Here is a 25826-nt window from a genome sequence, read left to right as displayed (position 1 = left end):
CGACAACGAGGATGAAAGGGAGACATTACGTGTTTGACGTAAATCTCTTCGACGAGCTCCGCATCGGTCTGGCTACCGCAGACGATATTCGTCGCTGGTCCAAGGGCGAGGTCAAAAAGCCTGAGACCATTAACTACCGCACTCTGAAGCCGGAGAAGGACGGCCTCTTCTGTGAGCGCATCTTCGGCCCCACCCGTGACTGGGAGTGCGCTTGTGGTAAGTACAAGCGCGTCCGCTACAAGGGCATCATCTGTGAGCGCTGTGGCGTTGAGGTCACCAAGTCCAAGGTTCGCCGTGAGCGCATGGGCCACATTGAGCTGGCCGCTCCGGTAACCCACATCTGGTACTTCAAGGGCGTTCCGTCCCGCTTGGGCTACCTGCTGGACCTGGCTCCGAAGGATCTCGAGCGCATCATTTACTTCGCCGCCAATATCATCACCTCCGTGGATGAAGAGGCTCGCCACAACGATCAGTCCACCCTGGAAGCAGAAATGCTCCTGGAGAAGAAGGACGTTGAGGACGATACCGAGTCCGAGATCGCAGAGCGCGCCTCCAAGCTGGAGTCTGACCTGGCTGAGCTGGAAGCAGCCGGTGCCAAGGCCGATGCCCGTAAGAAGGTAAAGAACGCTGCCGATAAGGAAATGCAGCACATCCGCGAGCGTGGCGAGCGCGAAATCGCCCGCCTGGATGAAATCTGGAATACCTTCATCAAGCTGGCTCCAAAGCAGATGATCATCGATGAGACCATCTACGAAGAGCTGGTTGACCGCTACGAGGATTACTTCACCGGCGGCATGGGCGCAGAAGCCATCCAGACCCTGGTCCGCAACTTCGACCTCGAGGCTGAGGCCGAGGAGCTGCGCGAGATCATCAACAATGGCAAGGGCCAGAAGAAGATGCGTGCCCTCAAGCGCCTGAAGGTCGTTGCTGCCTTCCTGCGCTCCGGCAACGATCCGGCCGGCATGGTGTTGGATGCCATCCCGGTTATCCCGCCAGAGCTGCGCCCAATGGTGCAGCTGGACGGTGGCCGCTTTGCTACCTCCGACCTGAATGACCTCTACCGCCGCGTGATCAACCGCAATAACCGTTTGAAGCGCATGATCGACCTGGGCGCTCCAGAGATCATCGTGAACAACGAGAAGCGCATGCTGCAGGAGTCTGTGGACGCACTCTTCGATAACGGCCGCCGCGGCCGTCCGGTTACCGGCCCGGGCAACCGTCCGCTGAAGTCTCTGTCTGACTTGCTCAAGGGCAAGCAGGGCCGCTTCCGCCAGAACCTGCTGGGTAAGCGCGTGGACTACTCCGGCCGTTCCGTTATTATCGTTGGACCGCAGCTGAAGTTGCACGAGTGTGGTCTGCCGAAGCTCATGGCGCTCGAGCTATTCAAGCCGTTCGTCATGAAGCGCTTGGTAGAAAACGACTATGCCCAGAACATCAAGTCCGCCAAGCGCATGGTTGAGCGCCAGCGCCCAGAGGTGTGGGACGTTCTGGAGCAGGCCATTTCTGAGCACCCTGTGATGCTCAACCGTGCACCTACGCTGCACCGCCTGGGCATTCAGGCCTTCGAGCCGAAGCTGGTTGAGGGTAAGGCTATTCAGCTGCACCCGCTGGCTTGTGAGGCGTTCAACGCCGACTTCGACGGTGACCAGATGGCAGTCCACCTGCCGCTGTCCGCTGAGGCACAGGCTGAGGCCCGCGTCTTGATGCTGGCGTCCAATAACATTCTGTCCCCGGCATCCGGTAAGCCACTGGCTATGCCGCGTCTGGATATGGTTACCGGTCTGTACTACCTGACGATGGACAAGTCCGAGGACGAGATCGGTGGCAACGGCCGCTTCCGCGAGGCAGAAGAGGACAAGCCAGCAACCGGCGTTTACTCCTCCTACGCCGAGGCCCTCATGGCCTATGACCGCGGCGCCGTTGGCCTGCAGGCCCCGATCAAGGTCCGCATCGATCACCTTCGTCCGCCGAAGGAGATCGAGGAGGAGCAGTTCCCGGATGGCTGGACCAAGGGCCAGGCATGGATGGGCTACACCACCATTGGCCGCGTCATGTTCAACGAGTTGTTGCCATGGAACTACCCGTACCTCGAGGGCATCATGGTCCGTAAGGGCGGCGGCTCTGGCAACAAGGTCCTCATCGGTGACGTGGTCAATGACTTGGCCAATAAGTACCCGATGATCACCGTGGCTCAGGTGCTGGACAACATGAAGGATGCCGGCTTCTACTGGGCAACCCGTTCTGGCGTGACCATCACTATGTCTGACGTTCTGGTTCTGCCGAATAAGACCGAGATCCTCGAGTCTTATGAGAAGGAAGCAGAGCGCATCGAGCGTAAGTACTGGGAGCAGGGTGCTCTGACCGAGCGCGAGCGCTACGATCGCCTGGTTGAGCTGTGGAAGGACGCTACCGATACCGTCGGTGAGGCCGTCGAGAACATGTACCCTGACCACAACCCGATTCCGATGATTGTGAAGTCTGGTGCGGCCGGTAACATGCGTCAGATCTGGACGCTGGCCGGTATGAAGGGCATGGTTGTGAACTCGCACGGTGATTACATCACCCGTCCGATTAAGACCTCCTTCCGTGAAGGCCTGTCCGTGCTGGAGTACTTCAACAACTCCCACGGTTCCCGTAAGGGTCTGGCCGATACCGCGCTGCGTACCGCTGACTCCGGCTACCTCACCCGTCGTCTGGTGGACGTGGCCCAGGACGTCATCGTCCGCGAAGAGGACTGTGGCACCCGCCAGGGCGTTCGCGTCCCCATCGGCGAGGTTTCCGGCGACAAGGTGGTTCTCTCCGAGCTGTGGGAGACCTCCGCATCCGGCCGCGTTCTCGCGACCGATGTCAAGGACGACAATGGCGAGGTCGTGGCTGAGGCCGGCTCCGACCTCACCGAGGCACTCACCCAGAAGCTGTTGGACGCCAAGGTTACTGAGGTCAAGGTTCGCTCCGTGCTGACCTGCCAGACCCCGGCTGGCGTGTGTGCCAAGTGCTACGGCAAGTCCATGGCTTCCGGCCAGCTGGTCGATATCGGCGAGGCCGTCGGCATCGTGGCGGCACAGTCCATTGGTGAGCCGGGCACCCAGCTGACCATGCGTACGTTCCACCAGGGTGGTGTCGGTGGCGATATTACCGGCGGTCTCCCGCGTGTTCAGGAGCTTTTCGAGGCCCGTAACCCGAAGAACCGCGCTCCTATCGCTTCCGTTGACGGCACCGTATCCCTGTCCGATGAGGGCAACTTCTGGACCCTGACCATCACCCCGGATGACGGTTCTGATGATGTGGTCTATGAGAAGCTCTCCAAGCGTCAGGGCCTGGCTCAGGTCCGTCGCCCGATGGAGTCCAACCCGGATGCGATGATCGAGCGTTCCCTCAAGGACGGCGACCACGTCGAGACCGGAGACCGCCTGATGCGCGGTGCGGCTGACCCGCACGACGTGCTCGAGGTCCTCGGCCGCCGTGGCGTGGAGCAGCACCTCATCAACGAGGTGCAGGCTGTGTACCGTACCCAGGGTGTGGCTATCCACGATAAGCACATCGAGATCATCATCCGCCAGATGCTGCGCCGCGGTACCGTCATTGATGCGGGTACTACGGACTTGTTGCCGGGTAACCTCATCGACCTTTCTGAGGCTAAGCAGCTCAATGCTGCTCAGGTTGCAGAAGGTGGCGAGCCGGCTCAGCTGCGCTCGGAGATCATGGGTATTACCAAGGCTTCCTTGGCTACCGAGTCCTGGTTGTCTGCTGCATCGTTCCAGGAGACCACGCGTGTGCTTACCGACGCCGCTATTAATAAGCGCTCCGATAAGCTCATCGGTCTCAAGGAGAACGTGATTATCGGTAAGCTCATCCCGGCCGGTACGGGTATTTCCCGCTACCGCAATATTTCCGTCAAGCCGACCGAGGCTGCGCGCAACGCTGCATACTCGATTCCGACTTACGGCGATTCCATCTATGGCGATGACGGCTTCGGTGAGTTCACCGGTGCCTCCGTGCCGCTGGATGAGGACTTCACTTTCTAGGGTGCAGCTGAATCTGCGTTAACGCGGGATATTGATGGCCCCGCCTTTCTGAATGACAGGAAGGCGGGGCTGTTTCCATGTTTAGGGTGTACCGCTAAACTGCTCTGCTAGTATGAATGCAGCTTTTGGCAAGGCGCCTTTAGGGGAGCGCTGCCTAAGTAGTTGAAAAATGCACACATCACGGGTGCTTGTCAGCTGCCATTGTGTAGCCGAGACTGGCTGAGATGCCGCCACATGCGCGGTGAACCGTAGAACCTGATCCGGATAATGCCGGCGAGAGGGAGGAAAATTATGTCTACTACACGTGCGTCCGCTGCCCCGAAGCGCAGTTTGAATTGGCGCGTGGTCGATATCGTGGTTGCATCTGTTCTGGGTGTAGCTTGCGGCTTCGTATTCTTGGGTTGGAACGCAGTGGGCTATGCCTGGTTCCAAGCTATGGATGCTATTACCCCGGGCTTGGGCGGTATAGCCACCGGCATTTGGCTCATTGGTGGCGTGCTGGGTGGCCTTATCATCCGCAAGCCAGGTGCAGCTGTATACGTTGAGGTCCTAGCGGCCACTGTGTCCGCAGTGCTGGGTTCCCAGTGGGGCATTGAAACCCTGTATTCCGGCTTGGCACAAGGGCTAGGCGTGGAAATCATCTTGGCTATCTTCCTGTACCGCAGGTTTGGCTTTGGAGTTTCGGTATTAGCCGGCATGGCGGCTGGCTGGGGTGCTTTTATTCTCGAGCTATTCCTTTCCGGTAACTTGGCTCGCTCCTTCGAGTTCCAAATGATTTATTTGGTTACGCTGACTATCTCCGGTGCGATCCTCGCCGGTGCTTTGGGCTTTTTCGTGGTGAAGGCGCTAGCGAAGACAGGCGCTTTGGATCGTTTCGCCGCAGGCCGCGAACAGCGCGCTTAGGGCGTATTGGCACTGTGACTGACTTTTCCACTCTGGCGGGAAGGCCCACAAAAATTACCGCCCGCGGTTTTGGCTGGACGCATGCCGGGCGCACCCAGCCAGCGTTAGCTGATATTGACCTGGTTATTGAACCGGGCGAGCGGGTATTGCTTTGCGGCGACTCTGGATCCGGAAAATCCACCTTCCTAGCTGCTATAGCCGGGGTACTGGGTTCCGATGAAGAGGGAACCCGCACCGGAGAGATCCTCTTGGAAGATTCCACTGGCGCAGTGGAAGAACCGGGACATTCCATTCCCGTAGGGCTGGTATTACAAGACCCGGATTCGCAGGTTATCTCAGCTCGGGTGGGAGACGATATTGCCTTCGGCTGCGAGAACCTAGCGTATCCGAGGGAAGAGATTTGGCGCCGCGTAGCCGCGGCCAAGGATCTGGTCGGCCCGTTCGTGGATATGGATTTTCCCACCGAGCGCCTGTCTGGTGGGCAAAAGCAACGCCTTGCTTTAGCGGGTGTAATCGCTATGGGCGCCGGTGTGGTGCTGCTAGATGAGCCCACTGCCAATCTTGACCCTGCCGGCGCACGCGATGTGGTTCGCGCCGTTTCTGCACTGGTAGAAGAGACTGGGGCTACCCTTGTGGTGGTAGAACACCAGCATACGGCATGGGAAGGATTGCTTGACCGTGCCGTGGAAATTGCGCATGGGCGCATCGTGGCCGATGGTCCCTTTGAGCAGGTAGCACGGCGCCGCCGTGTCGAAGGGCTCCCCCAGGCGCGCGAGTTGGGCGATGGTGCAGCTGGGGAAGGCGACGCTGCACTCTGGAGTAAGGATTTGGTTACTCGCTTCGGCCCACCGCGCACGATTTCTCTGCCGGCGGGCGCTTCGACTGTGATTACAGGTCCCAATGGTGCAGGAAAATCAACATGGTTAATGACCATGGCGGGCTTGCTGCCGGCCATATCCGGCGAGATCGGAGTGGCAGACTTTGTGCGCCGCGGGGTCAAGGGGCCACCGATTCGGTGGAAGTCTCGTGAGTTGGCAGACCGCATTGGATTCGTATTCCAAAACCCGGAGCACCAGTTCGTTTCGCGCACCGTAGCGGAAGAGCTGCGCGTCGCGCCAAAGGTCATGCGAGTAAAACCGCCAGAAGAGCGCATAGCCCAATTGGTGGATTCCCTGCGCCTAGAGCACCTTTTGGAGGCTAATCCCTTCACGCTTTCTGGAGGCGAGAAGCGCCGCCTTTCAGTAGCTACTGCGTTGGTAACGTCACCTGAGGTGGTACTCCTTGACGAGCCTACTTTTGGACAGGACCCGCAGACCTTTGTGGAGCTGGTGCGCTTGCTACGCGAGCTAGCCGATGGTGGCACCACCGTTGCCTCCATCACCCACGATCCTTTGTTTATCCAGGCTTTAGGGGATCATCATGTGGAGGTGGATGGTGCCTAACCTTTTGCGCGGAGCCAATCCGCTCACCCGAGTGTTTATGATGTTTATCTGGGTCACTCCCATTTTAGCGTCCATTGACTGGGTTTCGGCAGCGGTATCGTTAGTGCTTACTCTGATTTTCGCCCCGTTATGCGGGGTATCGTGGGCGCGAGTCTTTAAGGCCGGATGGTTCCTCTTCTTGGTCGCCCCGATTTCCGGCATTTCAATGCTGCTTTATGGTGAACCCAGCGGCACCGAATACTTCCACTGGGGGCTTATTCATGTCACCGAAAATTCCCTTAGCCTGGCCATCGCTATTACGTTGCGCGTCTTTGCCGTAGCTTTGCCCATGGTGGTGCTCGCCCGTGATATCGACCCTACGGAGCTGGGTGATGCTCTCTCGCAGATCTTGAAGCTGCCGTCGCGTTTTGTCATTGGTGCAGTGGCCGGTGTGCGCATGATGACGCTTTTTCAATCTGATTGGCAGTCGCTGGGGATGGCGCGCAGGGCGAGGGGGCTGACGGACGTCGGCAAGCTGAAGCATCTGCTTACTATGTCCTTCGGGCTATTGGTCATCGCGCTGCGCCGCGGTGGCAAATTGGCCACGGCTATGGAAGCGCGCGGATTCGGCCGAACACCACCGGGAGGAGGGGCACGTACATGGGCGCGTCCCTCCCGGTTGCATGCCCGTGATGGGTGGATTATGGCCCTAGGTACTGTCCTCGCTTTTGTACCGGTGGTAGTTTCGGTACTCACTGGGGCCTGGAGATTCTTCGGCCTATAAACCGCGAAAGCAGTGATTGAGCGACCATGGACTTTGATAGCCAACAAGAGCGCCTTTTAGAGGACGTCGTCAAGCTGGCGGCAGCCAGAAAGCGTGCCTTCAAGCCAGTGACCGTGCTTATCGACGGCCCTTCGGGTGCCGGAAAAACCTGGACTTCCGCCGCGCTGGCCGAGCGCACCAACTGGCGCGTGGTACACCTCGATGAGTTCTACCCCGGCTGGCACGGCCTGGACAAGGGCTCTGACATGGTGGCAGAACAGGTATTGCGCACCATGAATCCCGGCTATTGGCGCTGGGATTGGGAGGCGGACAGCCCTGGAGACTGGGCTAGCCTCGACGTGCGCGATGATCTCATCGTGGAAGGGGTGGGCTCCGTAACCCCGGCCAATATCGCAGCCGCAAAGGAGAGGGGAACGGTAGTTAGCGTGCTTATCGACGGCCCCCGGGACCAACGCCGCGAACGCGCCATCGCCCGCGAGCCCGACTACGAGCAGTGGTTTGAAACCTGGGAAGCACAGGAAAAGGACTACTTTGCCACCAAGGCTGCTGAGGCTGATTTAGTTTGGGAATGGTCCTAGCAGGAAGAAGGTGCCGATCGCGTTTTGTATAAAGCGTGATCGGTTTGCTAGTCTAAACGGCAGTTCACTATGCGTGCCTTGCTGGCGCGCGGTGAAGAGTCTGATCCTTAACAAGGCACCGACCTTGGGAAGAGTTCTGGACATGCGGCAGCGCCCCGGGAAAGAGCGCCCATTTTTGCATGTTTGGTTCTTTTCCTTCGGTATTGGTGCAATTCGACAGAAAGACTGTTAAATGCCAACTATTCAGCAGCTGGTCCGCAAGGGCCGCCACGATAAGCGTAAAGAGGTTTCCACCGCTGCGCTGAAGGGTTCCCCGCAGCGTCGCGGTGTATGCACCCGCGTGTACACCACCACTCCTAAGAAGCCGAACTCCGCACTGCGTAAGGTTGCTCGTGTTCGCCTGACCACCGGTATTGAGGTTTCCGCCTACATTCCGGGCGAGGGCCACAACCTGCAGGAGCACTCCATGGTCCTCGTTCGCGGCGGCCGTGTGAAGGACCTTCCTGGTGTTCGTTACAAGATTATCCGCGGCGCTCTGGATACCCAGGGTGTCAAGGACCGTAAGCAGGCACGTTCCCGTTACGGCGCAAAGAAGGGACAGTAATAAACAATGCGTAAGAATGCTGCTCCGAAGCGTCCTGTAGTCAAGGACCCGGTATACAACTCCGAGCAGGTAACCATGCTCGTCAACAAGATCCTCCAGGACGGCAAGAAGTCCACCGCAGAGCGTATCGTCTACGGCGCTCTCGAGGCTTGCCGCGAGAAGACCGGCACCGATCCGGTTGGCACCCTGGAGAAGGCATTGGGCAATATCCGCCCAGACCTTGAGGTTCGCTCCCGCCGTGTCGGTGGCGCTACTTACCAGGTGCCGGTTGAGGTTCGCCCTGACCGTGCAAACACCCTGGCACTGCGCTGGATGGTGACCTTCACCCGCCAGCGTCGCGAGAACTCCATGATTGAGCGTCTCGCAAACGAGATTCTGGATGCCTCCAACGGCCTCGGCGCTTCCGTTAAGCGTCGTGAGGATACTCACAAGATGGCTGAGGCTAACCGAGCCTTCGCTCACTACCGCTGGTAATTTCAGCACTCATTTCAATGGCCCAAGCAACGAGAAGAAAGTTTCGCGCTGGCTGCCGGCAGGTTTTCTCCGGCGGCGACACAAAACTACATATCTCTTGCTTGGGTCATTTTTTGCCCTAATGGGTGTGATTTCTGGGCGGTATGCCCGCCCGGTCCAGCGGCATCGTGGAGTGTCCAGTACACTGAAGCGATGGAAGTCTAGGGGCAGGATGCCCCGAGGACGGCCAAATAGTGGCAAAAATATACATGACCTTATCCATGCAGGCGTCATAGCCAGAAACCTGGTCACGGCGTCGACGACTATTAAGTTGGGGTATAAACGTGGCACAAGAAGTGCTTAAGGATCTGAACAAGGTCCGCAACATCGGCATCATGGCCCACATCGATGCTGGTAAGACGACCACCACCGAGCGTATTCTCTTCTACACCGGTATCAACCGTAAGGTGGGCGAGACCCACGACGGTGCGTCCACTACTGACTGGATGGAGCAGGAGAAGGAACGCGGCATCACCATTACCTCCGCTGCCGTGACCTGCTTCTGGAATAACAACCAGATCAACATCATCGACACCCCGGGTCACGTTGACTTCACCGTTGAGGTTGAGCGTTCCCTGCGTGTTCTTGACGGCGCCGTCGCAGTCTTCGACGGTAAGGAAGGCGTTGAGCCGCAGTCCGAGCAGGTGTGGCGTCAGGCTGCTAAGTACGATGTTCCGCGTATCTGCTTCGTTAACAAGATGGACAAGCTGGGCGCTGACTTCTACTTCACCGTTCAGACCATCATTGACCGCTTGGGCGCTAAGCCGCTGGTTATGCAGCTGCCTATCGGCGCTGAGGATGACTTCGACGGCGTTGTCGACCTGCTGAATATGCAGGCAATCACCTGGCGTGGCAAGGTCGAGACCGGCGCTGAGCCTACCTACGAGGAAATCCCAGAGGACCTCAAGGACAAGGCGGAAGAATACCGCGAGAAGCTGGTTGAGACCGTTGCTGAGTCCGACGAAGAGCTCATGGAGAAGTACTTCGGCGGCGAGGAGCTGACCATTGACGAGCTCAAGGCCGGCATCCGTAAGCTCACCATCAACTCCGAGGTCTACCCGGTTTATTGCGGTACCGCCTACCGCAACAAGGGCGTGCAGCCACTGCTCGACGCTGTGGTTGACTTCCTGCCAAGCCCGCTGGACGTCGGCGAGGTTATCGGCCACGAGGTAGGAAACGAGGACAAGGAGCTTACCCGTAAGCCTTCCGTTGAGTCCCCGTTCTCCGCACTGGCATTCAAGATTGCTGCTCACCCATTCTTTGGCCAGCTCACCTTCACCCGCGTCTACTCCGGCCAGGTCACCCCGGGTACCGAGGTTATGAACTCCACCAAGGGCAAGAAGGAGCGCATCGGTAAGCTCTTCCAGATGCACGCCAACAAGGAAAACCCTGTTGAGCAGGCAGACGCCGGTAACATTTATGCTGTTATCGGTCTGAAAGAGACCACCACCGGTGACACCCTGTGTGACAAGGATAACCAGATCATCCTCGAGTCCATGGACTTCCCGGATCCGGTTATCAAAGTTTCCATCGAGCCGAAGACCAAGGCTGACCAGGAGAAGCTGGGTACCGCTATCCAGAAGCTCGCAGCTGAGGACCCAACCTTCACCGTCGAGCTGGATGAGGAGACCGGCCAGACCGTTATCGGCGGCATGGGCGAGCTCCACCTCGACGTTCTTGTTGACCGCATGAAGCGCGAGTTCAAGGTTGAGGCGAACATCGGTAACCCGCAGGTTGCTTACCGTGAGACCATCCGTAAGAAGGTTGAGTCCATGGAGTATACCCACAAGAAGCAGACCGGTGGTTCCGGTCAGTTCGCAAAGGTTATCTGCACCATCGAGCCGTACAACCCGGACCCAGAGACCTTGGAAGAGGGCGAGTCCGCAACTTACGCATTCGAGAATGCCGTCACCGGTGGCCGCGTTCCGAAGGAATACATTCCTTCCGTTGACGCTGGTATCCAGGACGCAATGCAGTACGGCTACCTGGCAGGCTTCCCGATGGTTAACATCAAGGCCACCCTGGAAGACGGCGCTTACCACGACGTCGACTCCTCCGAGATGGCCTTCAAGCTGGCCGGCTCCCAGGTCTTCAAGGAAGCAATGGCCAAGGCAAAGCCAGTTCTGCTGGAGCCGATGATGGCCGTTGAGGTTGTCACCCCTGAGGAGTACATGGGCACCGTTAACGGTGACATCTCCTCCCGTCGTGGCCAGGTCTTCGCTATGGAGGACCGTTCCGGCGCGAAGGTCGTTAAGGCTAAGGTGCCGCTGTCCGAGATGTTCGGTTACATCGGTGACCTGCGTTCTTCCACCGCTGGCCGCGCAAACTTCACCATGGTCTTCGATTCCTACGCAGAGGTTCCAACTTCCGTTGCACAGGAGATCATCGAGGAGCGCACCGGCAGCGCTAACTAAGCAGTAGCCCCGTTCCACCCGCGGTTTGTCCGGGCTGGTAATCTTCGCCAGTAGATGCCAGACCCGCCGCGGAGCGGGACAACTGGGCCAGGGTAGCGGCGGGCTGAGTTTGCAGCTTAACCATCTAGGTTGTGAATTGAGCCGGCCGTTACCCTCCCAGGATCCTTTTTAGAAGATTCTTGTCGAGGGAAATGGCCGCGATATTTCGCGGGGTTACCTCCTATAACGGCGGTTTGAAAAAACCGTGGCATAAATCTAGGATCGTGTAACTGGCACGTAAAGAAAGCGTCATTAGCGCTTTGCCCCACATACTGTGGGTCGGGTGCCAATGACAACTGTCAACCACGTGGCTGCGAAGGTCGTAGCCACCATATAGTCCAGGAGGACATACAGTGGCAAAGGAGAAGTTCGAGCGTACGAAGCCGCATGTGAACATCGGCACCATCGGACACGTCGACCACGGCAAGACCACCACCACCGCAGCGATCACCAAGGTTCTGGCTGACCAGTACCCTGAGGAGAACCAGGCATTCGCGTTCGATATGATCGACAAGGCTCCTGAGGAGAAGGAGCGCGGTATTACCATCAACATCTCCCACGTTGAGTACTCCACCCCGAAGCGCCACTACGCACACGTTGACGCTCCGGGCCACGCCGACTACATCAAGAACATGATTACCGGCGCTGCTCAGATGGACGGCGCTATCCTGGTTGTTGCTGCAACCGATGGCCCGATGCCGCAGACCCGCGAGCACGTTCTGCTTGCTCGCCAGGTTGGCGTTCCTTACATCCTCGTTGCGCTGAACAAGTGCGACATGGTTGATGATGAGGAAATCATCGAGCTCGTTGAGATGGAGATCCGTGAGCTGCTCGCAGAGCAGGATTACGATGAGGAAGCTCCTATCGTTCACATCTCCGCTCTGAAGGCCCTCGAGGGCGATGACAAGTGGGTACAGTCCGTCGTTGATCTGATGGAAGCCTGCGACAACTCCATCCCGGATCCGGAGCGCGCTACCGACCAGCCGTTCCTGATGCCTATCGAGGACATCTTCACCATTACCGGCCGCGGTACCGTTGTTACCGGCCGTGTTGAGCGTGGCCGTCTGAACGTCAACGAGGACGTTGAGATCATCGGTATCCAGGAGAAGTCCCAGACCACCACCGTTACCGGTATCGAGATGTTCCGCAAGATGATGGACTACACCGAGGCTGGCGACAACTGTGGTCTGCTTCTGCGTGGTACCAAGCGTGAGGACGTTGAGCGTGGCCAGGTTGTTATCAAGCCGGGCGCTTACACCCCGCACACCAAGTTCGAGGGCTCCGTCTACGTCCTGAAGAAGGAAGAGGGCGGCCGCCACACCCCGTTCATGAACAACTACCGTCCGCAGTTCTACTTCCGTACCACGGACGTTACCGGTGTTGTTCACCTGCCAGAGGGTACCGAGATGGTTATGCCTGGCGACAATGTTGAGATGTCCGTTGAGCTCATCCAGCCGGTCGCTATGGACGAGGGCCTGCGCTTCGCTATCCGCGAGGGCTCCCGCACTGTCGGCGCTGGCCGCGTTACCAAGGTTATCGAGTAATCGATACCTCGTAACCGCTCAGTAGAGCTAAAAAGAATCCGCTTCACCTTTGGTGGGGCGGATTTTTTGATCCTTAACCCACTTTCTCATTGGCGGGGGTGGCGAAGCGGGAAAATAGGGCACTAAAGTGCCGATGAACAGGGGATATGGCGTTCACGATTGTTGAACACTTATAGTACTTATTTAATTGAATGAAATTAACTTGGGGGTGAATATCTTCGCCCGCACCCCGACCTCTTGCCTGTCGCCGTCGCTGGGTAATCTTGGCGGATATGGATGACCCCACCCGCATCGATCCCACTCTTGAGTCCCTCCGTCGCGCCTGGGAAGGCCAACCCGACCTCAGTCTCGCCACCTTCTTTGCCATGCTGGCTAATCGGGGCATCGGTTGGGGTGCGAGCGATGCGGAGCTGGTAGCGGAGTTGCAGCGACAAGCGGCCGTGCATCCACCGCTTCTGCCCTTGGATAACGGACGCATTGCGGAAGGGGAGTGGCTGGTGCTTGCCGACGCCCCCACTAACCGCATTACCGCCACCCCCACCCACGTCATCGTGCGCCGTCCACAAGCTCAACCCGTGGTATGGGCATATGATTCCATTCGCCCAACCGGGCCCGGCCGGCCTTTTACCATTCGTGATACAGAAGGCTTCGAGCACCGCTTTGGCGTGGTTACCAGCCTCATGCGGTTGAGCACTACGTGCCCAGACCTCAAGGGCCTGAAGCGGCAGGAGTTAGGCGATTTCGTCTTTGTTCTTCGCTTCTCCGGGGCCATTGGCGTTCTTGACCATGGGTTACACCTATTTGCCAAGGAAAATCGCCGCGTTACTCGCCAGGATTATTCTTGGCAGCGAATAGAAAAATGCCGCCCCGGAGAGGAACTGGAAGTGATCCTCGGGGGCGGCGAATCGGCCCGTTTGGGGGCCATTGAAGAGGTCCTAGTGGCAGAGACCCCGAACCCGCTATTCGGATAGGTCCTTCAGAGGTCCAACCTTGCTGAATTGCAGTTTATAAATGGTGTCCAAATCCGCGTCCGGGAAAGCCGCGCGGAAATCGCGTTCATTGGTCTCCACGGCGCCAGTAAGGCGCTCCACCGGGGTATCCGGATTGGCCGTGACCGTGTACTGCAGGGTAGGGCGGGCACGGTCATAAGCCACGAGCCGCTCCACGTGCTCGACGCCCTTAATTCCATCCAGATCCTGGGCCACAGCACCGGCAATAGCGTTCATCGACGTCGTGATAGATCCCTTGTCATTAGACGATGCAGACTCCACGTTATTAAAGCGACGGTGGCGCAGGTTAGCTACCACGAGCCACAGGCCTACGATAAGCAGTAGTGCGGAACCACCGGCCAGCGCCCAGACCCACCAGTCATTGTCCGCCAACGTCTTCCACGCATCGTGGTCCACCCACAGGGCTAAGTACTTGGCAAACTCCACATTGAAGTGGATAAGGATGGGCCACACGCCCAAAGCGATGAGGATTATTCCCAGCAGGCCGAGCAGGATACGGTCAAAAGTAGCAAGTTTTCTAGACATTGTTATCCAACTCCGGAATCTTTTCTACAGCTACGGTGACCTGTGGCGGATTCTTTAAGTGCGCCAGGCACTGCGTAACCGCGGTCTCTACTCGGCCCTGCAGCTCGGCATCGTCGGTATCACCATTGACGGTGACCTTAGCGGTCTTTTTATCCGCTGAGGTCTGTGCGGAGGCAACGCCCGGCACGCGGCGAGCAGTCGCCGAAGATAGGCGAGCGATATCTACCGGCCGCATCCACATGGACGCGGTATCGGAAGCCAGCTGCAGGTGCGTTGTGCGGCGCGTCTTTAGCGTTGCAAATAGGAAGATAAGGCCGACGATGATGGATGCGACACCGGCCCAAATCATCCAGGTCTGCAGCTGTTCAGTGGCGATGAGGTTAAGTACTGGCTGTACCCACGATTGGGCATCGGAGCCAGAACCTACAAGCCACGTCTCGCGCACGCCGACGATGCCCGCGGCGATCAGAAGCAGCCCTAGAATCACAGCCCACGATCGCGCCGCTGGAGACGCCTTCGGCTGCTGCCCAAAGTGTTCAGGCATGTGCTGTTCAGCCATGGTTGCCTCCTTGTGGGCGGTAGGGGTTTATGGAAATGGCGCGCAACGGCTCCGGTCGTGGCACATCCACGTGCAGTGGGCGAGGGTTGGCCGGGGTGACCTCAATACGTTTGAGTGCTTGTGGTCGAGGGGCTTGTACCTTTCGCGCAGGAACGGACTTAGGGGTCTGCACGCGGCGCGGTGTCCACTCGTGGCGGATCTCGATATCACGCAGCGGCTGCGGCCGAGGAGCTGATACCTTTACTTTTCGCGACAGCGGGCGAACCTGTCCGCTGGGGACCAGCTTGGCTGGGCGCGGTGCCGCCACGCTGTGAACGTGTACCGGCTTAGGCTCTTTGAGAGGCCGCAGCGCATGTTCACCTGGGGAAGAGATTTCGCGCAGGTGGTGGTCAGGGAGATCAGCAGAGACACTGCGTACCTCAGCCTCGCGCGGAGTGTTTACGGACCGCACCGCGATGTCGGAGTCCGGGGCAGTGACGCTGCGCACCGGTGTTTTCTGCGGTGTGGCTATGCTGCGTACGTTGACTGACTCGGCAGTGACCGGCTGCCAGACTGGCGAGGGCATGATGTGCGGCGCGACGGCAGCAGCAACCTGGCGCTGCTCCACTTCTGCCGCTGTTACCCGATTGCCCGGAACGGAACCGCCAACGGTGACATTAACGCGTGTAGTGGAATAACCGGTATGTGCCGCGATGGCTTCTGAAATGGCGGTGCGGGTATGCTCCGCCACCGTAGTAACCGGCGAGGGCCACACCACGCCGATAGTGGCGTTGACGGCCGCTACCTCGCGCTCCGAGTCCATCTGGACCGAGACCCGTGGAAAACCGCGGCCGCCGATGCCCGCTAGCTTGGCCTCTATGGCCTTGGTGCCGGGCACGCTAGCGATCGCGGCGGTAACGATGTGTTCCATGGTCCGCAGCGAGATACGCGTGTGGCCCTGAGTGGAACTATCTGTCATTAACCTTGGCCTTTCTCCTTACCGATGAGGCCATTCCACACAGAGGTGAGATCGATACGGCCATCAAAGTGTGCTCCCACGATTCCGCCAATGGCAGCAAGGAGTACGGCGAGCAGGGTCGGACCCCAACCTAGGTGCAAAAAGAAGGCAAGAATAAGGCCGGAAATGATGCCCAAAGTGGTGTAATTTTTCATATCTATTCCTTCGATGGAGCAGCGGATAAGCCATCCACGGCGTCAGAAAACTCAACGTCAATGCGCTGCAGTTCGGGACATGCCCCACGTGCGGCGGACCGGATATCTTCTGCCAAGGCATAAAGGTCCGGCGCCGCGCTGATATCGACGCGGATGTTGATCTGCAGGTGGCGATCATCGCGCGGATTGGGTCGCCGCATACCGACGATGCGCTCGCCTGGGAGGTACAAACTCACCGAACCGAACGAACCGCCGTCGAGTGCAGCGACGCCGCGGATCTTCGTGACGGCCTCTGCAATAGCGCGGGCGTGGCTTACCTCGAGCTCGAAATGTGCTCGGGTCTCAGGCATTGGGCTTAGGCCTGACCCTGGTTCAAAGCAGCCTGGTCTTCAGACTCGGACTCATCCTTCGGCAGCTTGACATCGTGAACAACAACGTTGACGCGCTCGACACTCAGGCCAGTCATGCGCTCTACAGCATTCATGATGTTGCGGCGGATAGCCTCAGCGAGCTCGTGGATGGCCACGCCGTACTCAGCCGTGATTGCAATCTCGATGCGGGCGGAGCCTTCTGCTACCTCTACGTCTACGCCCTGGCGGACGTCCTCGGAAGCACCGAAGGACTCGCGAATATTGCCGATCATGCGGGCGCCGCCGCCACCCAGGGAATCCACGCCGGAAACCTCGCGGGCTGCGATGCCGGCAATCTTGGAGACCACGACATCATCGATGGTGGTGGTGCCGTACTGGGTTTCCAGGTTGTTATTGACCTCGCGCTCCTCGGAAGCGGGAACCTGGTTGTCAGAGTTTTGTGCAGGGGTCTTGTTTTCAGACATGGGCGATTGAGCCTTTCTTTATTGGGTAATGCATGAACGCGATATTCAACTATCTAGGCAGGACAAAGAGTCCACAGCCATTGCCTCCGAGTTTAGATACTTCTCAGCCGAGTGTGGGGTGCGAGGCAACAAAATTTTCCAAAACGTGATTTTTGGCACGGTTTAATACGCGGCTTGAAAAACCGCAGCCCAACATGCTTAAATACAAAGGTTGCTTTAACAGGGCAGCGAGAACCGAGATGTGGTGCGAGCGACGGACGTCGTCAAGCGCAGTCTCGGGGAGACGCTGAGCTGGTAAAGCGAACATGACACCTTCGTTGTCGCCATGTTTCAGGGGAACTTGAAACATTGACTGGAAGGTCATCCGATCGGGCTAGGTCCGCGTTAGAGCAGTGACACCCCGAGAAGATGGACCGGAGAAGGGGCATGGCAAATAAACAGCGGCAGTAGACGAATTGGACACTCTCCACGTGTAATGCGTGAAAACCGTCCTCTTCACAATACTTTGACCACGGGTCTTGTACCCCGTCGAGAGCACTGCGTTCTGGCGCTTGCCATGTACCGCAACTCTTGGTCGTCATGACAGTCAGACCACTGGCGTTGTGTCAGGCCCCCAAGCCCGGACAACGTTATAGAGAAATCGAGAAGCAATTTCCCACCGCTTCACGCCCCGGAAACGCCGGGAATGTGAAAGTGGGGAAGCGAGGAAGAGGATAAGCGTGGCGGGACAAAAAATCCGCATTCGGCTGAAGGCCTATGACCACGAGGCTATCGACGCTTCTGCAAAGAAGATCGTCGAGACCGTTACCCGTACCGGTGCTCGTGTAGTCGGCCCAGTGCCGCTCCCAACCGAGAAGAACGTATACGCAGTTATTCGTTCTCCGCACAAGTACAAGGACTCTCGCGAGCACTTCGAGATGCGCACTCACAAGCGCCTGATCGACATTCTCGACCCAACCCCGAAGACCGTTGATGCTCTTATGCGCATCGATCTTCCGGCAAGCGTCGACGTGAACATCCAGTAAGCGACTTTGGTGGAGAACAAATAATGAGTGAAAACGAGATCAAGGGCATTCTGGGCAAGAAGCTCGGCATGACCCAGGTCTTCGACGAGGACAACCGCGTTGTACCGGTTACCGTCGTCGAGGCAGGGCCATGCGTTGTCACCCAGATTCGCACCCCCGAAACCGATGGCTACAGCGCCATCCAGATCGCCTTTGGCGAAATCGACCCACGCAAGGCAAATAAGCCGGTTGGTGGTCACTTCAAGAAGGCTGGCGTTACCCCGCGCCGTCACGTTGCGGAAATCCGCATGGACGACACCTCTGCTTATGAGGTTGGCCAAGAGGTCAAGGTTGACATCTTCGAGGGCATCACCTTCGTTGACGTCACCGGCAAGACCAAGGGCCACGGCTACGCTGGTGCCATGAAGCGCCACGGCTTCGCAGGCCAGGGCGCAGCTCACGGTAACCAGGCCGCTCACCGCCGCGTTGGTGGCATCGGCGGCGCTGCTACCCCGGGCCGCGTCTTCAAGGGCAAGCGCATGGCTGGCCGTATGGGCCAGGACCGCGTGACCACCCAGAACCTGAAGATTCAGAAAATCGATGCCGAGTCCAACCTGCTGCTCATCAAGGGTGCTATCCCTGGTGCGCGCGGCGGCCTCGTCACCGTTAAGACCGCAGTGAAGGGCGGTGCACACGCATGAGCAACCTCAAGCTAGACGTCCACACTTCCGAGGGTAAGACCAACGGCTCTGTAGACTTGCCTGCTGAAATCTTTGACACCGAGGCATCCATTGCTCTGATGCACCAGGTTGTTAACGCTCAGCTTGCTGCTGCACGCCAGGGCACCCACGCAACCAAGACCCGCGGCGCTGTCCGCGGTGGTGGTCGCAAGCCTTTCCGTCAGAAGGGCACCGGCCGTGCACGCCAGGGCTCCATCCGCGCACCGCATTACACCGGTGGCGGCACCGTCCATGGCCCACAGCCGCGCGACTACGCACAGCGCACCCCTAAGAAGATGATCAAGGCTGCTCTCTTCGGTGCACTGTCTGACCGTGCTCGCAACGAGCGCATCCACGTCATCGAAGAGCTCGTGCCAGGCCAGAAGCCGTCCACCAAGTCGGCTAAGGCCTTCCTCGAGTCCCTGACCGAGCGCAAGAACGTGCTCCTGGTCATCGGCCGCGAGGACATCAATGCTCGTCGTAGCGCTAATAACCTGCCTAACGTTCAGATCCTGGACGCTGGCCAGCTCAACACCTACGACGTTCTCTACTCCGATGACGTTGTGTTCTCCGTTGAGGCGCTACACACCTTCATCAACCGCGCAACCGGCGCGGATAAGGAGGAGAACTAATGGCTAAGATTTCTAACCCACGCGATATCATCATCGCCCCGGTTGTATCCGAGAAGTCCTACGGTCTGATGGAGCAGAACGTGTACACGTTCTACGTCTCCACGGACTCCAATAAGTCCCAGATTAAAGATGCCGTAGAGCAGATCTTTGACGTCAAGGTCGACTCCGTGAACACCGTGAACCGTGCAGGCAAGCGTAAGCGCACCCGCACCGGTTACGGCCAGCGTAAGTCCACCAAGCGTGCATATGTGACGCTCCGTGAAGGCAGCGACTCCATCGACGTCTTCGGCGGCGGCGCTTAAGCGTCACCGGAGAGCCGAAAGGAAAAGGAAGAATTATGGCTATTCGTAAGTACAAGCCGACAACTCCGGGTCGCCGCGCATCCTCCGTTTCTGAGTTTGACGAGATCACTCGTTCTACTCCGGAGAAGTCCCTGCTGCGCCCGCTGAGCAAGACTGGTGGCCGTAACAACTACGGCCGCATCACCACCCGCCATATCGGCGGTGGCCACAAGCGCCGTTACCGTCTGATCGACTTCCGTCGTAACGACAAGGACGGCATCCCGGCAAAGGTCGCTCACATCGAGTACGACCCGAACCGCACCGCAAACATTGCACTGCTTCACTACGTTGATGGCGAAAAGCGCTACATCATCGCCCCTAAGGGTCTGAAGCAGGGCACCATCGTAGAGTCCGGCCCGAATGCAGATATCAAGGTTGGCAACAACCTGCCTCTGCGTAATATCCCGACCGGTTCTACCATCCACGCTGTTGAGCTCAAGCCGGGTGCTGGCGCTAAGCTGGCTCGCTCCGCTGGTGCTTCCATTCAACTGCTGGGTAAGGAAGGCAAGTACGCAGTTCTGCGTATGCCGTCTTCCGAAATCCGCCGTGTGGATATCCGCTGCCGCGCCACCGTTGGTGAGGTTGGCAATGCCGAGCAGATGAACATCCGCTGGGGCAAGGCCGGCCGTATGCGTTGGAAGGGCGTTCGCCCGACCGTCCGCGGTGTCGTAATGAACCCGGTTGACCACCCACACGGTGGTGGTGAGGGTAAGACCTCGGGTGGTCGCCACCCTGTGTCCCCATGGGGCCACAAGGAGGGTCGCACCCGCAACCCGAACCGTTACTCCAACAACATGATCGTGCGCCGTCGTCGCCCGAACAAGAAGCGCTAAGAGGAGGTAAACAATGCCACGCAGCCTTAAGAAGGGCCCGTTCGTCGATGAGCACCTCCTCAACAAGGTGGATGCTCAGAACGATGCAGGCACCAAGCAGGTCATCAAGACCTGGTCTCGCCGCTCGACCATTCTCCCCGATTTCATCGGCCACACCTTCGCCGTCCACGACGGCCGCAAGCACGTGCCGGTTTTCATCGAGGACTCCATGGTCGGCCACAAGCTGGGCGAGTTTGCACCAACCAAGACCTTTAAGGGTCACGTCAAGGATGACAAGAAGGGACGTCGATAAGCGATGAGTGAGACCATCACCTCCGCATCCGCCACGGCCCGCTACGTCCGCGTCACCCCGATGAAGGCACGTCGCGTGCTCGATCTGGTCCGCGGCAAGTCCGTAAGCGAAGCCCTGGCTATCCTGAAGTACGCACCGCAGGGTGCTTCCAAGCCAGTTGCTAAGGTCGTTGCTTCTGCAGCCGCTAACGCTGAGAACAACTTCGGCCTCGACCCACGCACCCTGGTCATCTCCGAGGCTTATGCCAACGAGGGTCCGACCATGCGTCGTTTCCAGCCGCGTGCACAGGGTCGTGCATTCATGATTCGTAAGCGCACCAGCCACATCACCGTGGTGGTCGAAAGCCAGCAGGAAGGGGCCAAGTAATGGGCCAGAAGATCCATCCTCACGGCCTACGTTTGGGCATCACTTCCGACTGGAAGACCCACTGGTTCGCCGATAAGGACTACGCGAACTACGTAGCCGAAGACATCAAGATTCGTAACTACCTCAACAAGGGCCTCGAGCGCGCCGGCATTGCCGACGTCGTTATCGAGCGCACCCGCGACCGCGTCCGCGTCGACATTCACACTGCCCGCCCGGGCATCGTGATTGGCCGCCGCGGTGCTGAGGCTGACCGTATCCGCCGCGAGCTGGAAAAGCTCACCGGCAAGATGGTTGCCCTCAACATCCTCGAGGTCAAGCAGGTAGACGCAAACGCAACCCTGGTTGCTCACTCCATCGCGGAGCAGCTGGTTAACCGCGTCGCATTCCGTCGTGCAATGCGCAAGGCTATCCAGTCCGCTATGCGCCAGCCACAGGCTAAGGGCATCAAGATTCTGCTGTCCGGCCGCCTGGGTGGTGCTGAAATGTCCCGCGTTGAGCGCTACCACGAGGGTCGCGTTCCGCTGCACACTCTTCGCGCCGAAATCGATTACGGCACCGCAGAGGCCCACACTACCTTCGGCCGCATTGGCATCAAGGTGTGGATCTACAAGGGTGACGTCGTCGGTGGCGTACGCGAGTCCGAACTGAACGCTCCGGCACAGGGCCGTGGCCGTGACCGCAATGGTCGCTCCCGCCGCGGTGGCCAGCGCCGCCAGCGTGCACAGCAGAAGCAGGAGGGCTAATCCATGCTGATTCCTAAGCGTGTTAAGTACCGCCGTCAGCACCGCCCGAACCGTCGCGGCGTGTCCAAGGGCGGTAACCGCATCAACTTCGGCGATTACGCTATCCAGGCTCTCGAGCCGGCGTACATCACCAACCGTCAGATTGAGGCCGCACGTATTGCCATCAACCGCCACGTCAAGCGTGGTGGCAAGGTGTGGATCAACATCTTCCCGGACCGTCCGCTGACCCAGAAGCCGCTCGGCGTTCGTATGGGTTCCGGTAAGGGCCCGGTTGAGAAGTGGGTGGCTAACGTTAAGCCGGGCCGCGTACTTTTCGAGATGAGCTATCCGAACGATGCCGTTGCAATTGAGGCTCTGCGCCGCGCTGGCCAGAAGCTTCCTTGCAAGGTCCGTATCATCAAGAAGGAGGACCAGTTCTAATGGCAACCGGTACCCCCGCCCACGAGTTCCGTGAGCTCGACAATGCTGAGCTGCAGTCCCGCCTGAAGGATTCGAAGGAAGAACTGTTCAACCTTCGCTTCCAGAAGGCCACCGGCCAGCTGACCAACAACCGCCGCATCGGCACGGTTAAGCGCGACATTGCCCGCATCTACACCGTTCTGCGCGAGCGCGAGCTGGGCCTGTCCGTTGCTCCGGGAGCTGAGGCTTAATCATGAGTGAGGCTAACGTGACTGATTCCAAGAAAGCACCTACTCCGAAGAAGGAGAAGGTCAAGGGCGCTCCTAAGGTTCGCACCGGCTATGTAGTATCCGACAAGATGAACAAGACCATCGTTGTCGAGCTGGAAGACCGCAAGCAGCACGCCCTGTACGGCAAGATCATGCGTTCTAACAAGAAGGTTAAGGCGCACGACGAGGAAGAAACCGCAGGCATCGGCGATCTCGTACGCATCGCTGAGACCCGCCCGCTGTCCAAGGACAAGCACTTCCGTCTCGTTGAGATCATCGAGAAGGCTAAGTAAAAACTAGCCAGCGCAGCCCCTGCTCCGAATCTTATGGTTCGGGGTAGGGGCCTTCGCCGTTTTAAGGCTTCGCTACGGTCGGGCCCGTCCATAAAACCAGTAGGGAACCCACGTGACGTCGGTGGTATCCAGGCCCCACTCATTCACCGCGAGGCCTCGTACGCTCTTTGCTAGCTCCCCCTCGCCGGAAGCCCACACGTACCCTGGCCCCGGCGCACGGGCATAGTCCGCTCTTAGAGCGGCTACGACAGCATCCGCCTCCTGACGCGGTTGGGTATGAATGATGCGCAGGCTGCGGACGCTCGTCTCCCACCGAGTTGCAAGGCCCGGCTCTACCTCGTCCTCGCTGGTTACCACGGCCATAACATCGGTGGCTCGAAGCATCGCCGGGTTATGGGTTTCTTGGTAGGCCAAGATGTGCCGCAGGGCGGGCAGGGCGGATGCGTCGGCGACTAGAAGTTGTGCTGCCTCGGTTGGTCGCCACAAGTCGTTGCACGTAAAGAATCCCGCCGTATCGCCGGCTCGTGCGCGGCGAATCCACCGCGAACCAGGTCCGGAATCGCCGTGGGTGACCACGTCGACATCGACTGTGGCCTCCTCTGAATGGAGCGCGCGGATGGTATACCAGCGCAGGTCCGGCCGCCTCTCCTCGCAAATCGCGCTTACCGCCGAGCGGAGGTTTATGCCGTCGACGGGGAAGGGCCTAAATTCCTGTCCGGCTTGTGGCATGACGAGTCCAAAGAATTCATCGGGTCCGGAGAGGGTGTATGTCCGGAATGCCTCGGCATAAAACGTCAGGCGGTGCAGGCGCGGCCGGATCCGTATATTAGCGGCCAGAATAACGGGGATGAGTTCGTGCTGACGCATCGTGGCCGATTGTGGGGAAGAGTTCATGCGTCTAATATACTCATAATAAGCTAAGGCTTGCCTAAATAACTCTTTGCGGTATAGGGTAAGCAAAGTTATTTTCCTCTTTCTTGAAAGGGTTAGTCTGGTGAAGATTTTCGGCCGTCGTAGTTTGGGTGCAGTAGCAGTGCTTTCTGCCGGAGCCGTAGCCTTAGGAGGCTGCTCCCGCGGTGAAGGCGATGAAACGGCTAAGGCTACTGACGCTTCCAGCGAGCAGCGCGTGGCTAGCCTGGGCCTGGGTGACGCCGACACGCTGCTTGCCCTGGGGATTACTCCCGTGACGGTGGCACCGTGGGGTGCTGAGGGCGATGGCGACCCCTCCGGCGTCGGCCCCTGGGCAGAGGAGCTTTTAGGCGAAGCAAAACCTGAGGTGATTTATAACACCGCAACCGGATTCACCGCGGATACCTTTGAGCAGATCACTGCGGCAGACCCCACCCAGATCATTGCGGTGAACCAAGCCGTCGATGCGCATACGAAGGAATCCCTGGAAGACATCGCGCCTACCACCATCAAGCCAGATGGCTATGAAGACTGGCAGGTGCCCTGGGAAAAGCAGGTAGAAACCATTGCAGACGCGGTGGGTAAGGAAGACGAAGGCGATAAGCTTATCGATGACACCGAAAAGGCCTTCGAGGAATTCCGCCGCGAGCACACGGAATTGCAGGATAAATCTGCGGCCATCGTCATGCCTTATGACGGCAAAATCGGCCTCTACACCGAGGAGGACGGGCGCGGACAATTCATCGAGGATCTTGGCATGGAGATCCCCGATGCCTTGCAGGGCGATGGCAGCAGCTTCTTCGTTGACATTGCCCCAGAAAATTACGCAAAACTTAACCAGGTTGATTACCTCTTTGTCCTGGACTACAACGGTTCCTCCGAAGCCTTGAAGAAGGATAAGACCTTCCAAGGCCTCGACGTTGTCAAGGATGGTCGCGTGCGCTACCTGGATACGGATACCGGTAATGCCATGAGTATGCCGAACCCGGTGACCATCCCCTGGGCAGTAGATAAGTTTGAAGAGAAGCTGTAATTGTCAGCAACCACGAAAGTCGGCCAAAAAATCCAGACGGATAACACCGCAGATAGTCCTACCGCCACCGGCGCCGCCGCACGGGTAATGACGCGGGCACAGAGTCACAAGCTGCTCCTTGTTGCTCTCATCCTCGCCAGCCTGGTGTTGGCGGTGGCGTCCTTGACGCTAGGATCCCGCTCGATTCCGCCCGGGGAGGTCATCGCCGCCCTGCACGGAGCAGGGGAGCAGGATATCCACGATATCGTGTGGAACCTGCGCATGCCGCGCACCTTCCTGGCTTATTTCGCCGGCGCGGCCCTTGCTGTGGCCGGTGTACTGGCGCAATCGTGGACCAGAAACCCGCTGGCGGATCCAGGGTTTATTGGCGTTACCGCGGGTGCGTCATTCTTTGTTGCCATAGGCACGGCCATCGGCATTGCTACCTCCACCGGTATGCGGACTACCCTCGCGCTCGCTGGCGCGGGTATTACCACGCTGCTGGTCTTAGCCGTATCGCGGCGGTTTCAGGATCCTCTGACGCTCGTTCTGGTAGGTGCCGGCGTCTCCGCCGCCTTGGGATCGGGCGCGATGATCATCGGCCTTTATTCCACGGACGTCCTCGATAGCATGCGGCGGTGGACCATCGGATCCACCTTTGGCCGCGGCCCAGAAGACGTCGCGATCGCGGGCATAGGGCTTGTTCTCGGCCTAGCGTGTGCGGCGATGGCGGCCAGACCCCTCGACCTTTTGGCTATGGGGGAGGAGTCCTCCCTCGCCTTGGGCGGATCACCCACCACCGCGCGGGTGGGCGCGGCGCTCAGCGTCGTGGTGCTGGCCGGCAGTGCAACGGCGGCAACGGGTCCCATTGCCTTCGTCGGCTTTGCCATTCCCCACATCGTGCGGCGGGTGGTGGGCCCTAGCGTTGCTACCATGCTTTTGCCCTCCGCGCTCTTGGGTGGTTGTGCCGTGCTTGCTGCCGATATCATTGGCCGCCTCATTGTGGGCAGCTCGGAGCTGGAGATGTCCATCGTCCTCGCGATAGTGGGTGCACCCTTCCTCATTTGGGGTGCCCACCGCGGCGTGGGCAGAGCGTGGGGGCAATAAC

30 protein-coding genes are annotated in these 25826 nt (G+C 58.8%); 23 read left to right on the top strand and 7 right to left on the bottom strand.

Annotated features, from left to right (window positions below):
* Positions 1 to 29 precede the first annotated feature (29 nt).
* From RAE07_RS03075 to RAE07_RS03030, 10 genes are all read left to right on the top strand, one after another.
* The gene (locus tag RAE07_RS03075; RefSeq protein ID WP_317001314.1) at positions 30 to 4025 is read left to right on the top strand and encodes a DNA-directed RNA polymerase subunit beta'; all 3996 of its coding nucleotides are present in this window, start codon (positions 30 to 32) and stop codon (positions 4023 to 4025) included.
* Between the two features lie 291 nt (positions 4026 to 4316).
* A complete protein-coding gene (locus RAE07_RS03070) occupies positions 4317 to 4928 on the top strand; it encodes an ECF transporter S component (protein ID WP_200288279.1) in 612 nt (203 codons plus the stop codon).
* A gap of 14 nt (positions 4929 to 4942) precedes the next feature.
* Positions 4943 to 6370, top strand: a complete 1428-nt coding sequence (locus tag RAE07_RS03065) for an ABC transporter ATP-binding protein (protein ID WP_284835574.1) — start codon at positions 4943 to 4945, stop codon at positions 6368 to 6370.
* The gene (locus tag RAE07_RS03060) at positions 6363 to 7133 is read left to right on the top strand and encodes an energy-coupling factor transporter transmembrane component T family protein (RefSeq protein ID WP_284835643.1); all 771 of its coding nucleotides are present in this window, start codon (positions 6363 to 6365) and stop codon (positions 7131 to 7133) included. Before RAE07_RS03065 ends, RAE07_RS03060 begins: the two co-directional genes overlap by 8 nt.
* 26 nt (positions 7134 to 7159) lie before the next feature.
* On the top strand, positions 7160 to 7711 hold the full coding sequence (locus tag RAE07_RS03055; protein ID WP_023027806.1) for a nucleoside/nucleotide kinase family protein: 552 nt from the start codon (positions 7160 to 7162) through the stop codon (positions 7709 to 7711).
* Positions 7712 to 7943: 232 nt separating this feature from the next.
* On the top strand, positions 7944 to 8315 hold the full coding sequence (gene rpsL, locus RAE07_RS03050) for a 30S ribosomal protein S12 (protein WP_005322866.1): 372 nt from the start codon (positions 7944 to 7946) through the stop codon (positions 8313 to 8315).
* 6 nt (positions 8316 to 8321) lie between these two features.
* Positions 8322 to 8789 (top strand): 30S ribosomal protein S7, encoded by a 468-nt coding sequence (gene rpsG / locus RAE07_RS03045; RefSeq protein ID WP_005322865.1) that lies wholly within the window; start codon positions 8322 to 8324, stop codon positions 8787 to 8789.
* A gap of 323 nt (positions 8790 to 9112) precedes the next feature.
* Positions 9113 to 11242: an elongation factor G gene (gene fusA, locus RAE07_RS03040; RefSeq protein WP_317001311.1), complete on the top strand. Its 2130-nt coding sequence runs from the start codon at positions 9113 to 9115 to the stop codon at positions 11240 to 11242.
* A gap of 392 nt (positions 11243 to 11634) precedes the next feature.
* Positions 11635 to 12825: an elongation factor Tu gene (gene tuf / locus RAE07_RS03035; RefSeq protein ID WP_284835573.1), complete on the top strand. Its 1191-nt coding sequence runs from the start codon at positions 11635 to 11637 to the stop codon at positions 12823 to 12825.
* Positions 12826 to 13097: 272 nt separating this feature from the next.
* The gene (locus RAE07_RS03030; protein ID WP_023020542.1) at positions 13098 to 13796 is read left to right on the top strand and encodes a hypothetical protein; all 699 of its coding nucleotides are present in this window, start codon (positions 13098 to 13100) and stop codon (positions 13794 to 13796) included.
* Here the strand turns inward: RAE07_RS03030 and amaP are convergent.
* The 6 genes from amaP to RAE07_RS03000 are packed head-to-tail and all read right to left on the bottom strand — an operon-like array spanning position 13785 to position 16906.
* Positions 13785 to 14360 carry an alkaline shock response membrane anchor protein AmaP gene (gene amaP / locus RAE07_RS03025; protein ID WP_023020543.1) on the bottom strand — a complete coding sequence of 192 codons (576 nt, stop codon included), beginning with the start codon at positions 14358 to 14360 and terminating at the stop codon, positions 13785 to 13787. The genes RAE07_RS03030 and amaP overlap by 12 nt on opposite strands.
* The gene (locus RAE07_RS03020; protein ID WP_023020544.1) at positions 14353 to 14919 is read right to left on the bottom strand and encodes a DUF6286 domain-containing protein; all 567 of its coding nucleotides are present in this window, start codon (positions 14917 to 14919) and stop codon (positions 14353 to 14355) included. Before RAE07_RS03020 ends, amaP begins: the two co-directional genes overlap by 8 nt.
* Positions 14912 to 15877 carry an Asp23/Gls24 family envelope stress response protein gene (locus RAE07_RS03015; RefSeq protein ID WP_317001310.1) on the bottom strand — a complete coding sequence of 322 codons (966 nt, stop codon included), beginning with the start codon at positions 15875 to 15877 and terminating at the stop codon, positions 14912 to 14914. Before RAE07_RS03015 ends, RAE07_RS03020 begins: the two co-directional genes overlap by 8 nt.
* Positions 15877 to 16071, bottom strand: a complete 195-nt coding sequence (locus tag RAE07_RS03010; protein ID WP_023020546.1) for a DUF2273 domain-containing protein — start codon at positions 16069 to 16071, stop codon at positions 15877 to 15879. The genes RAE07_RS03015 and RAE07_RS03010 overlap by 1 nt, the downstream gene beginning before the upstream one ends.
* 2 nt (positions 16072 to 16073) lie before the next feature.
* The gene (locus RAE07_RS03005) at positions 16074 to 16421 is read right to left on the bottom strand and encodes a hypothetical protein (protein WP_317001309.1); all 348 of its coding nucleotides are present in this window, start codon (positions 16419 to 16421) and stop codon (positions 16074 to 16076) included.
* 5 nt (positions 16422 to 16426) lie between these two features.
* Positions 16427 to 16906 carry an Asp23/Gls24 family envelope stress response protein gene (locus RAE07_RS03000; protein ID WP_023020548.1) on the bottom strand — a complete coding sequence of 160 codons (480 nt, stop codon included), beginning with the start codon at positions 16904 to 16906 and terminating at the stop codon, positions 16427 to 16429.
* A gap of 719 nt (positions 16907 to 17625) precedes the next feature.
* Here RAE07_RS03000 and rpsJ point away from each other — a divergent pair.
* Genes rpsJ through rpsQ form a run of 11 tightly spaced genes read left to right on the top strand, consistent with a single transcriptional unit; the run spans position 17626 to position 22797 of the window.
* Positions 17626 to 17931: a 30S ribosomal protein S10 gene (gene rpsJ, locus RAE07_RS02995; RefSeq protein WP_003848085.1), complete on the top strand. Its 306-nt coding sequence runs from the start codon at positions 17626 to 17628 to the stop codon at positions 17929 to 17931.
* A 23-nt stretch (positions 17932 to 17954) separates the two neighbouring features.
* Complete coding sequence (gene rplC / locus RAE07_RS02990; RefSeq protein WP_023020549.1) at positions 17955 to 18611, top strand: 50S ribosomal protein L3; 657 nt, start codon at positions 17955 to 17957, stop codon at positions 18609 to 18611.
* The gene (gene rplD, locus RAE07_RS02985) at positions 18608 to 19261 is read left to right on the top strand and encodes a 50S ribosomal protein L4 (RefSeq protein WP_317001308.1); all 654 of its coding nucleotides are present in this window, start codon (positions 18608 to 18610) and stop codon (positions 19259 to 19261) included. The genes rplC and rplD overlap by 4 nt, the downstream gene beginning before the upstream one ends.
* Positions 19261 to 19563 carry a 50S ribosomal protein L23 gene (gene rplW, locus RAE07_RS02980; protein ID WP_023020550.1) on the top strand — a complete coding sequence of 101 codons (303 nt, stop codon included), beginning with the start codon at positions 19261 to 19263 and terminating at the stop codon, positions 19561 to 19563. Before rplD ends, rplW begins: the two co-directional genes overlap by 1 nt.
* Positions 19564 to 19598: 35 nt before the next feature.
* Complete coding sequence (gene rplB, locus RAE07_RS02975) at positions 19599 to 20435, top strand: 50S ribosomal protein L2 (protein WP_023020551.1); 837 nt, start codon at positions 19599 to 19601, stop codon at positions 20433 to 20435.
* Between the two features lie 13 nt (positions 20436 to 20448).
* Positions 20449 to 20727, top strand: coding sequence for a 30S ribosomal protein S19 (rpsS, locus tag RAE07_RS02970; RefSeq protein ID WP_005276936.1), 279 nt, complete (start codon positions 20449 to 20451; stop codon positions 20725 to 20727).
* A 3-nt stretch (positions 20728 to 20730) separates the two neighbouring features.
* On the top strand, positions 20731 to 21093 hold the full coding sequence (rplV, locus tag RAE07_RS02965; RefSeq protein ID WP_005276938.1) for a 50S ribosomal protein L22: 363 nt from the start codon (positions 20731 to 20733) through the stop codon (positions 21091 to 21093).
* Positions 21093 to 21836, top strand: coding sequence for a 30S ribosomal protein S3 (rpsC, locus tag RAE07_RS02960; RefSeq protein ID WP_317001307.1), 744 nt, complete (start codon positions 21093 to 21095; stop codon positions 21834 to 21836). Before rplV ends, rpsC begins: the two co-directional genes overlap by 1 nt.
* 3 nt (positions 21837 to 21839) lie before the next feature.
* Positions 21840 to 22256: a 50S ribosomal protein L16 gene (gene rplP, locus RAE07_RS02955; protein WP_023020553.1), complete on the top strand. Its 417-nt coding sequence runs from the start codon at positions 21840 to 21842 to the stop codon at positions 22254 to 22256.
* The gene (gene rpmC, locus RAE07_RS02950; RefSeq protein WP_317001306.1) at positions 22256 to 22486 is read left to right on the top strand and encodes a 50S ribosomal protein L29; all 231 of its coding nucleotides are present in this window, start codon (positions 22256 to 22258) and stop codon (positions 22484 to 22486) included. Before rplP ends, rpmC begins: the two co-directional genes overlap by 1 nt.
* 2 nt (positions 22487 to 22488) lie before the next feature.
* The gene (gene rpsQ, locus RAE07_RS02945) at positions 22489 to 22797 is read left to right on the top strand and encodes a 30S ribosomal protein S17 (RefSeq protein WP_023020554.1); all 309 of its coding nucleotides are present in this window, start codon (positions 22489 to 22491) and stop codon (positions 22795 to 22797) included.
* A gap of 72 nt (positions 22798 to 22869) precedes the next feature.
* On the opposite strand, the gene RAE07_RS02940 is transcribed toward rpsQ, so the two are convergent.
* Positions 22870 to 23691 (bottom strand): siderophore-interacting protein, encoded by an 822-nt coding sequence (locus tag RAE07_RS02940; RefSeq protein ID WP_317001305.1) that lies wholly within the window; start codon positions 23689 to 23691, stop codon positions 22870 to 22872.
* 100 nt (positions 23692 to 23791) lie between these two features.
* Here RAE07_RS02940 and RAE07_RS02935 point away from each other — a divergent pair, with 100 nt between their 5' ends.
* Both RAE07_RS02935 and RAE07_RS02930 read left to right on the top strand, forming a co-directional pair.
* Positions 23792 to 24739 (top strand): ABC transporter substrate-binding protein, encoded by a 948-nt coding sequence (locus tag RAE07_RS02935; protein WP_317001304.1) that lies wholly within the window; start codon positions 23792 to 23794, stop codon positions 24737 to 24739.
* The gene (locus RAE07_RS02930) at positions 24740 to 25825 is read left to right on the top strand and encodes a FecCD family ABC transporter permease (RefSeq protein WP_317001303.1); all 1086 of its coding nucleotides are present in this window, start codon (positions 24740 to 24742) and stop codon (positions 25823 to 25825) included.
* Position 25826: the final 1 nt, after the last annotated feature.

Source organism: Corynebacterium nasorum, from assembly GCF_032821635.1.
GTDB classification, from domain to species: Bacteria; Actinomycetota; Actinomycetes; order Mycobacteriales; family Mycobacteriaceae; genus Corynebacterium; species Corynebacterium kefirresidentii.
Note: the sequence above shows the minus strand (reverse complement) of the source record. Positions and strands in the feature narration are given on the sequence as shown.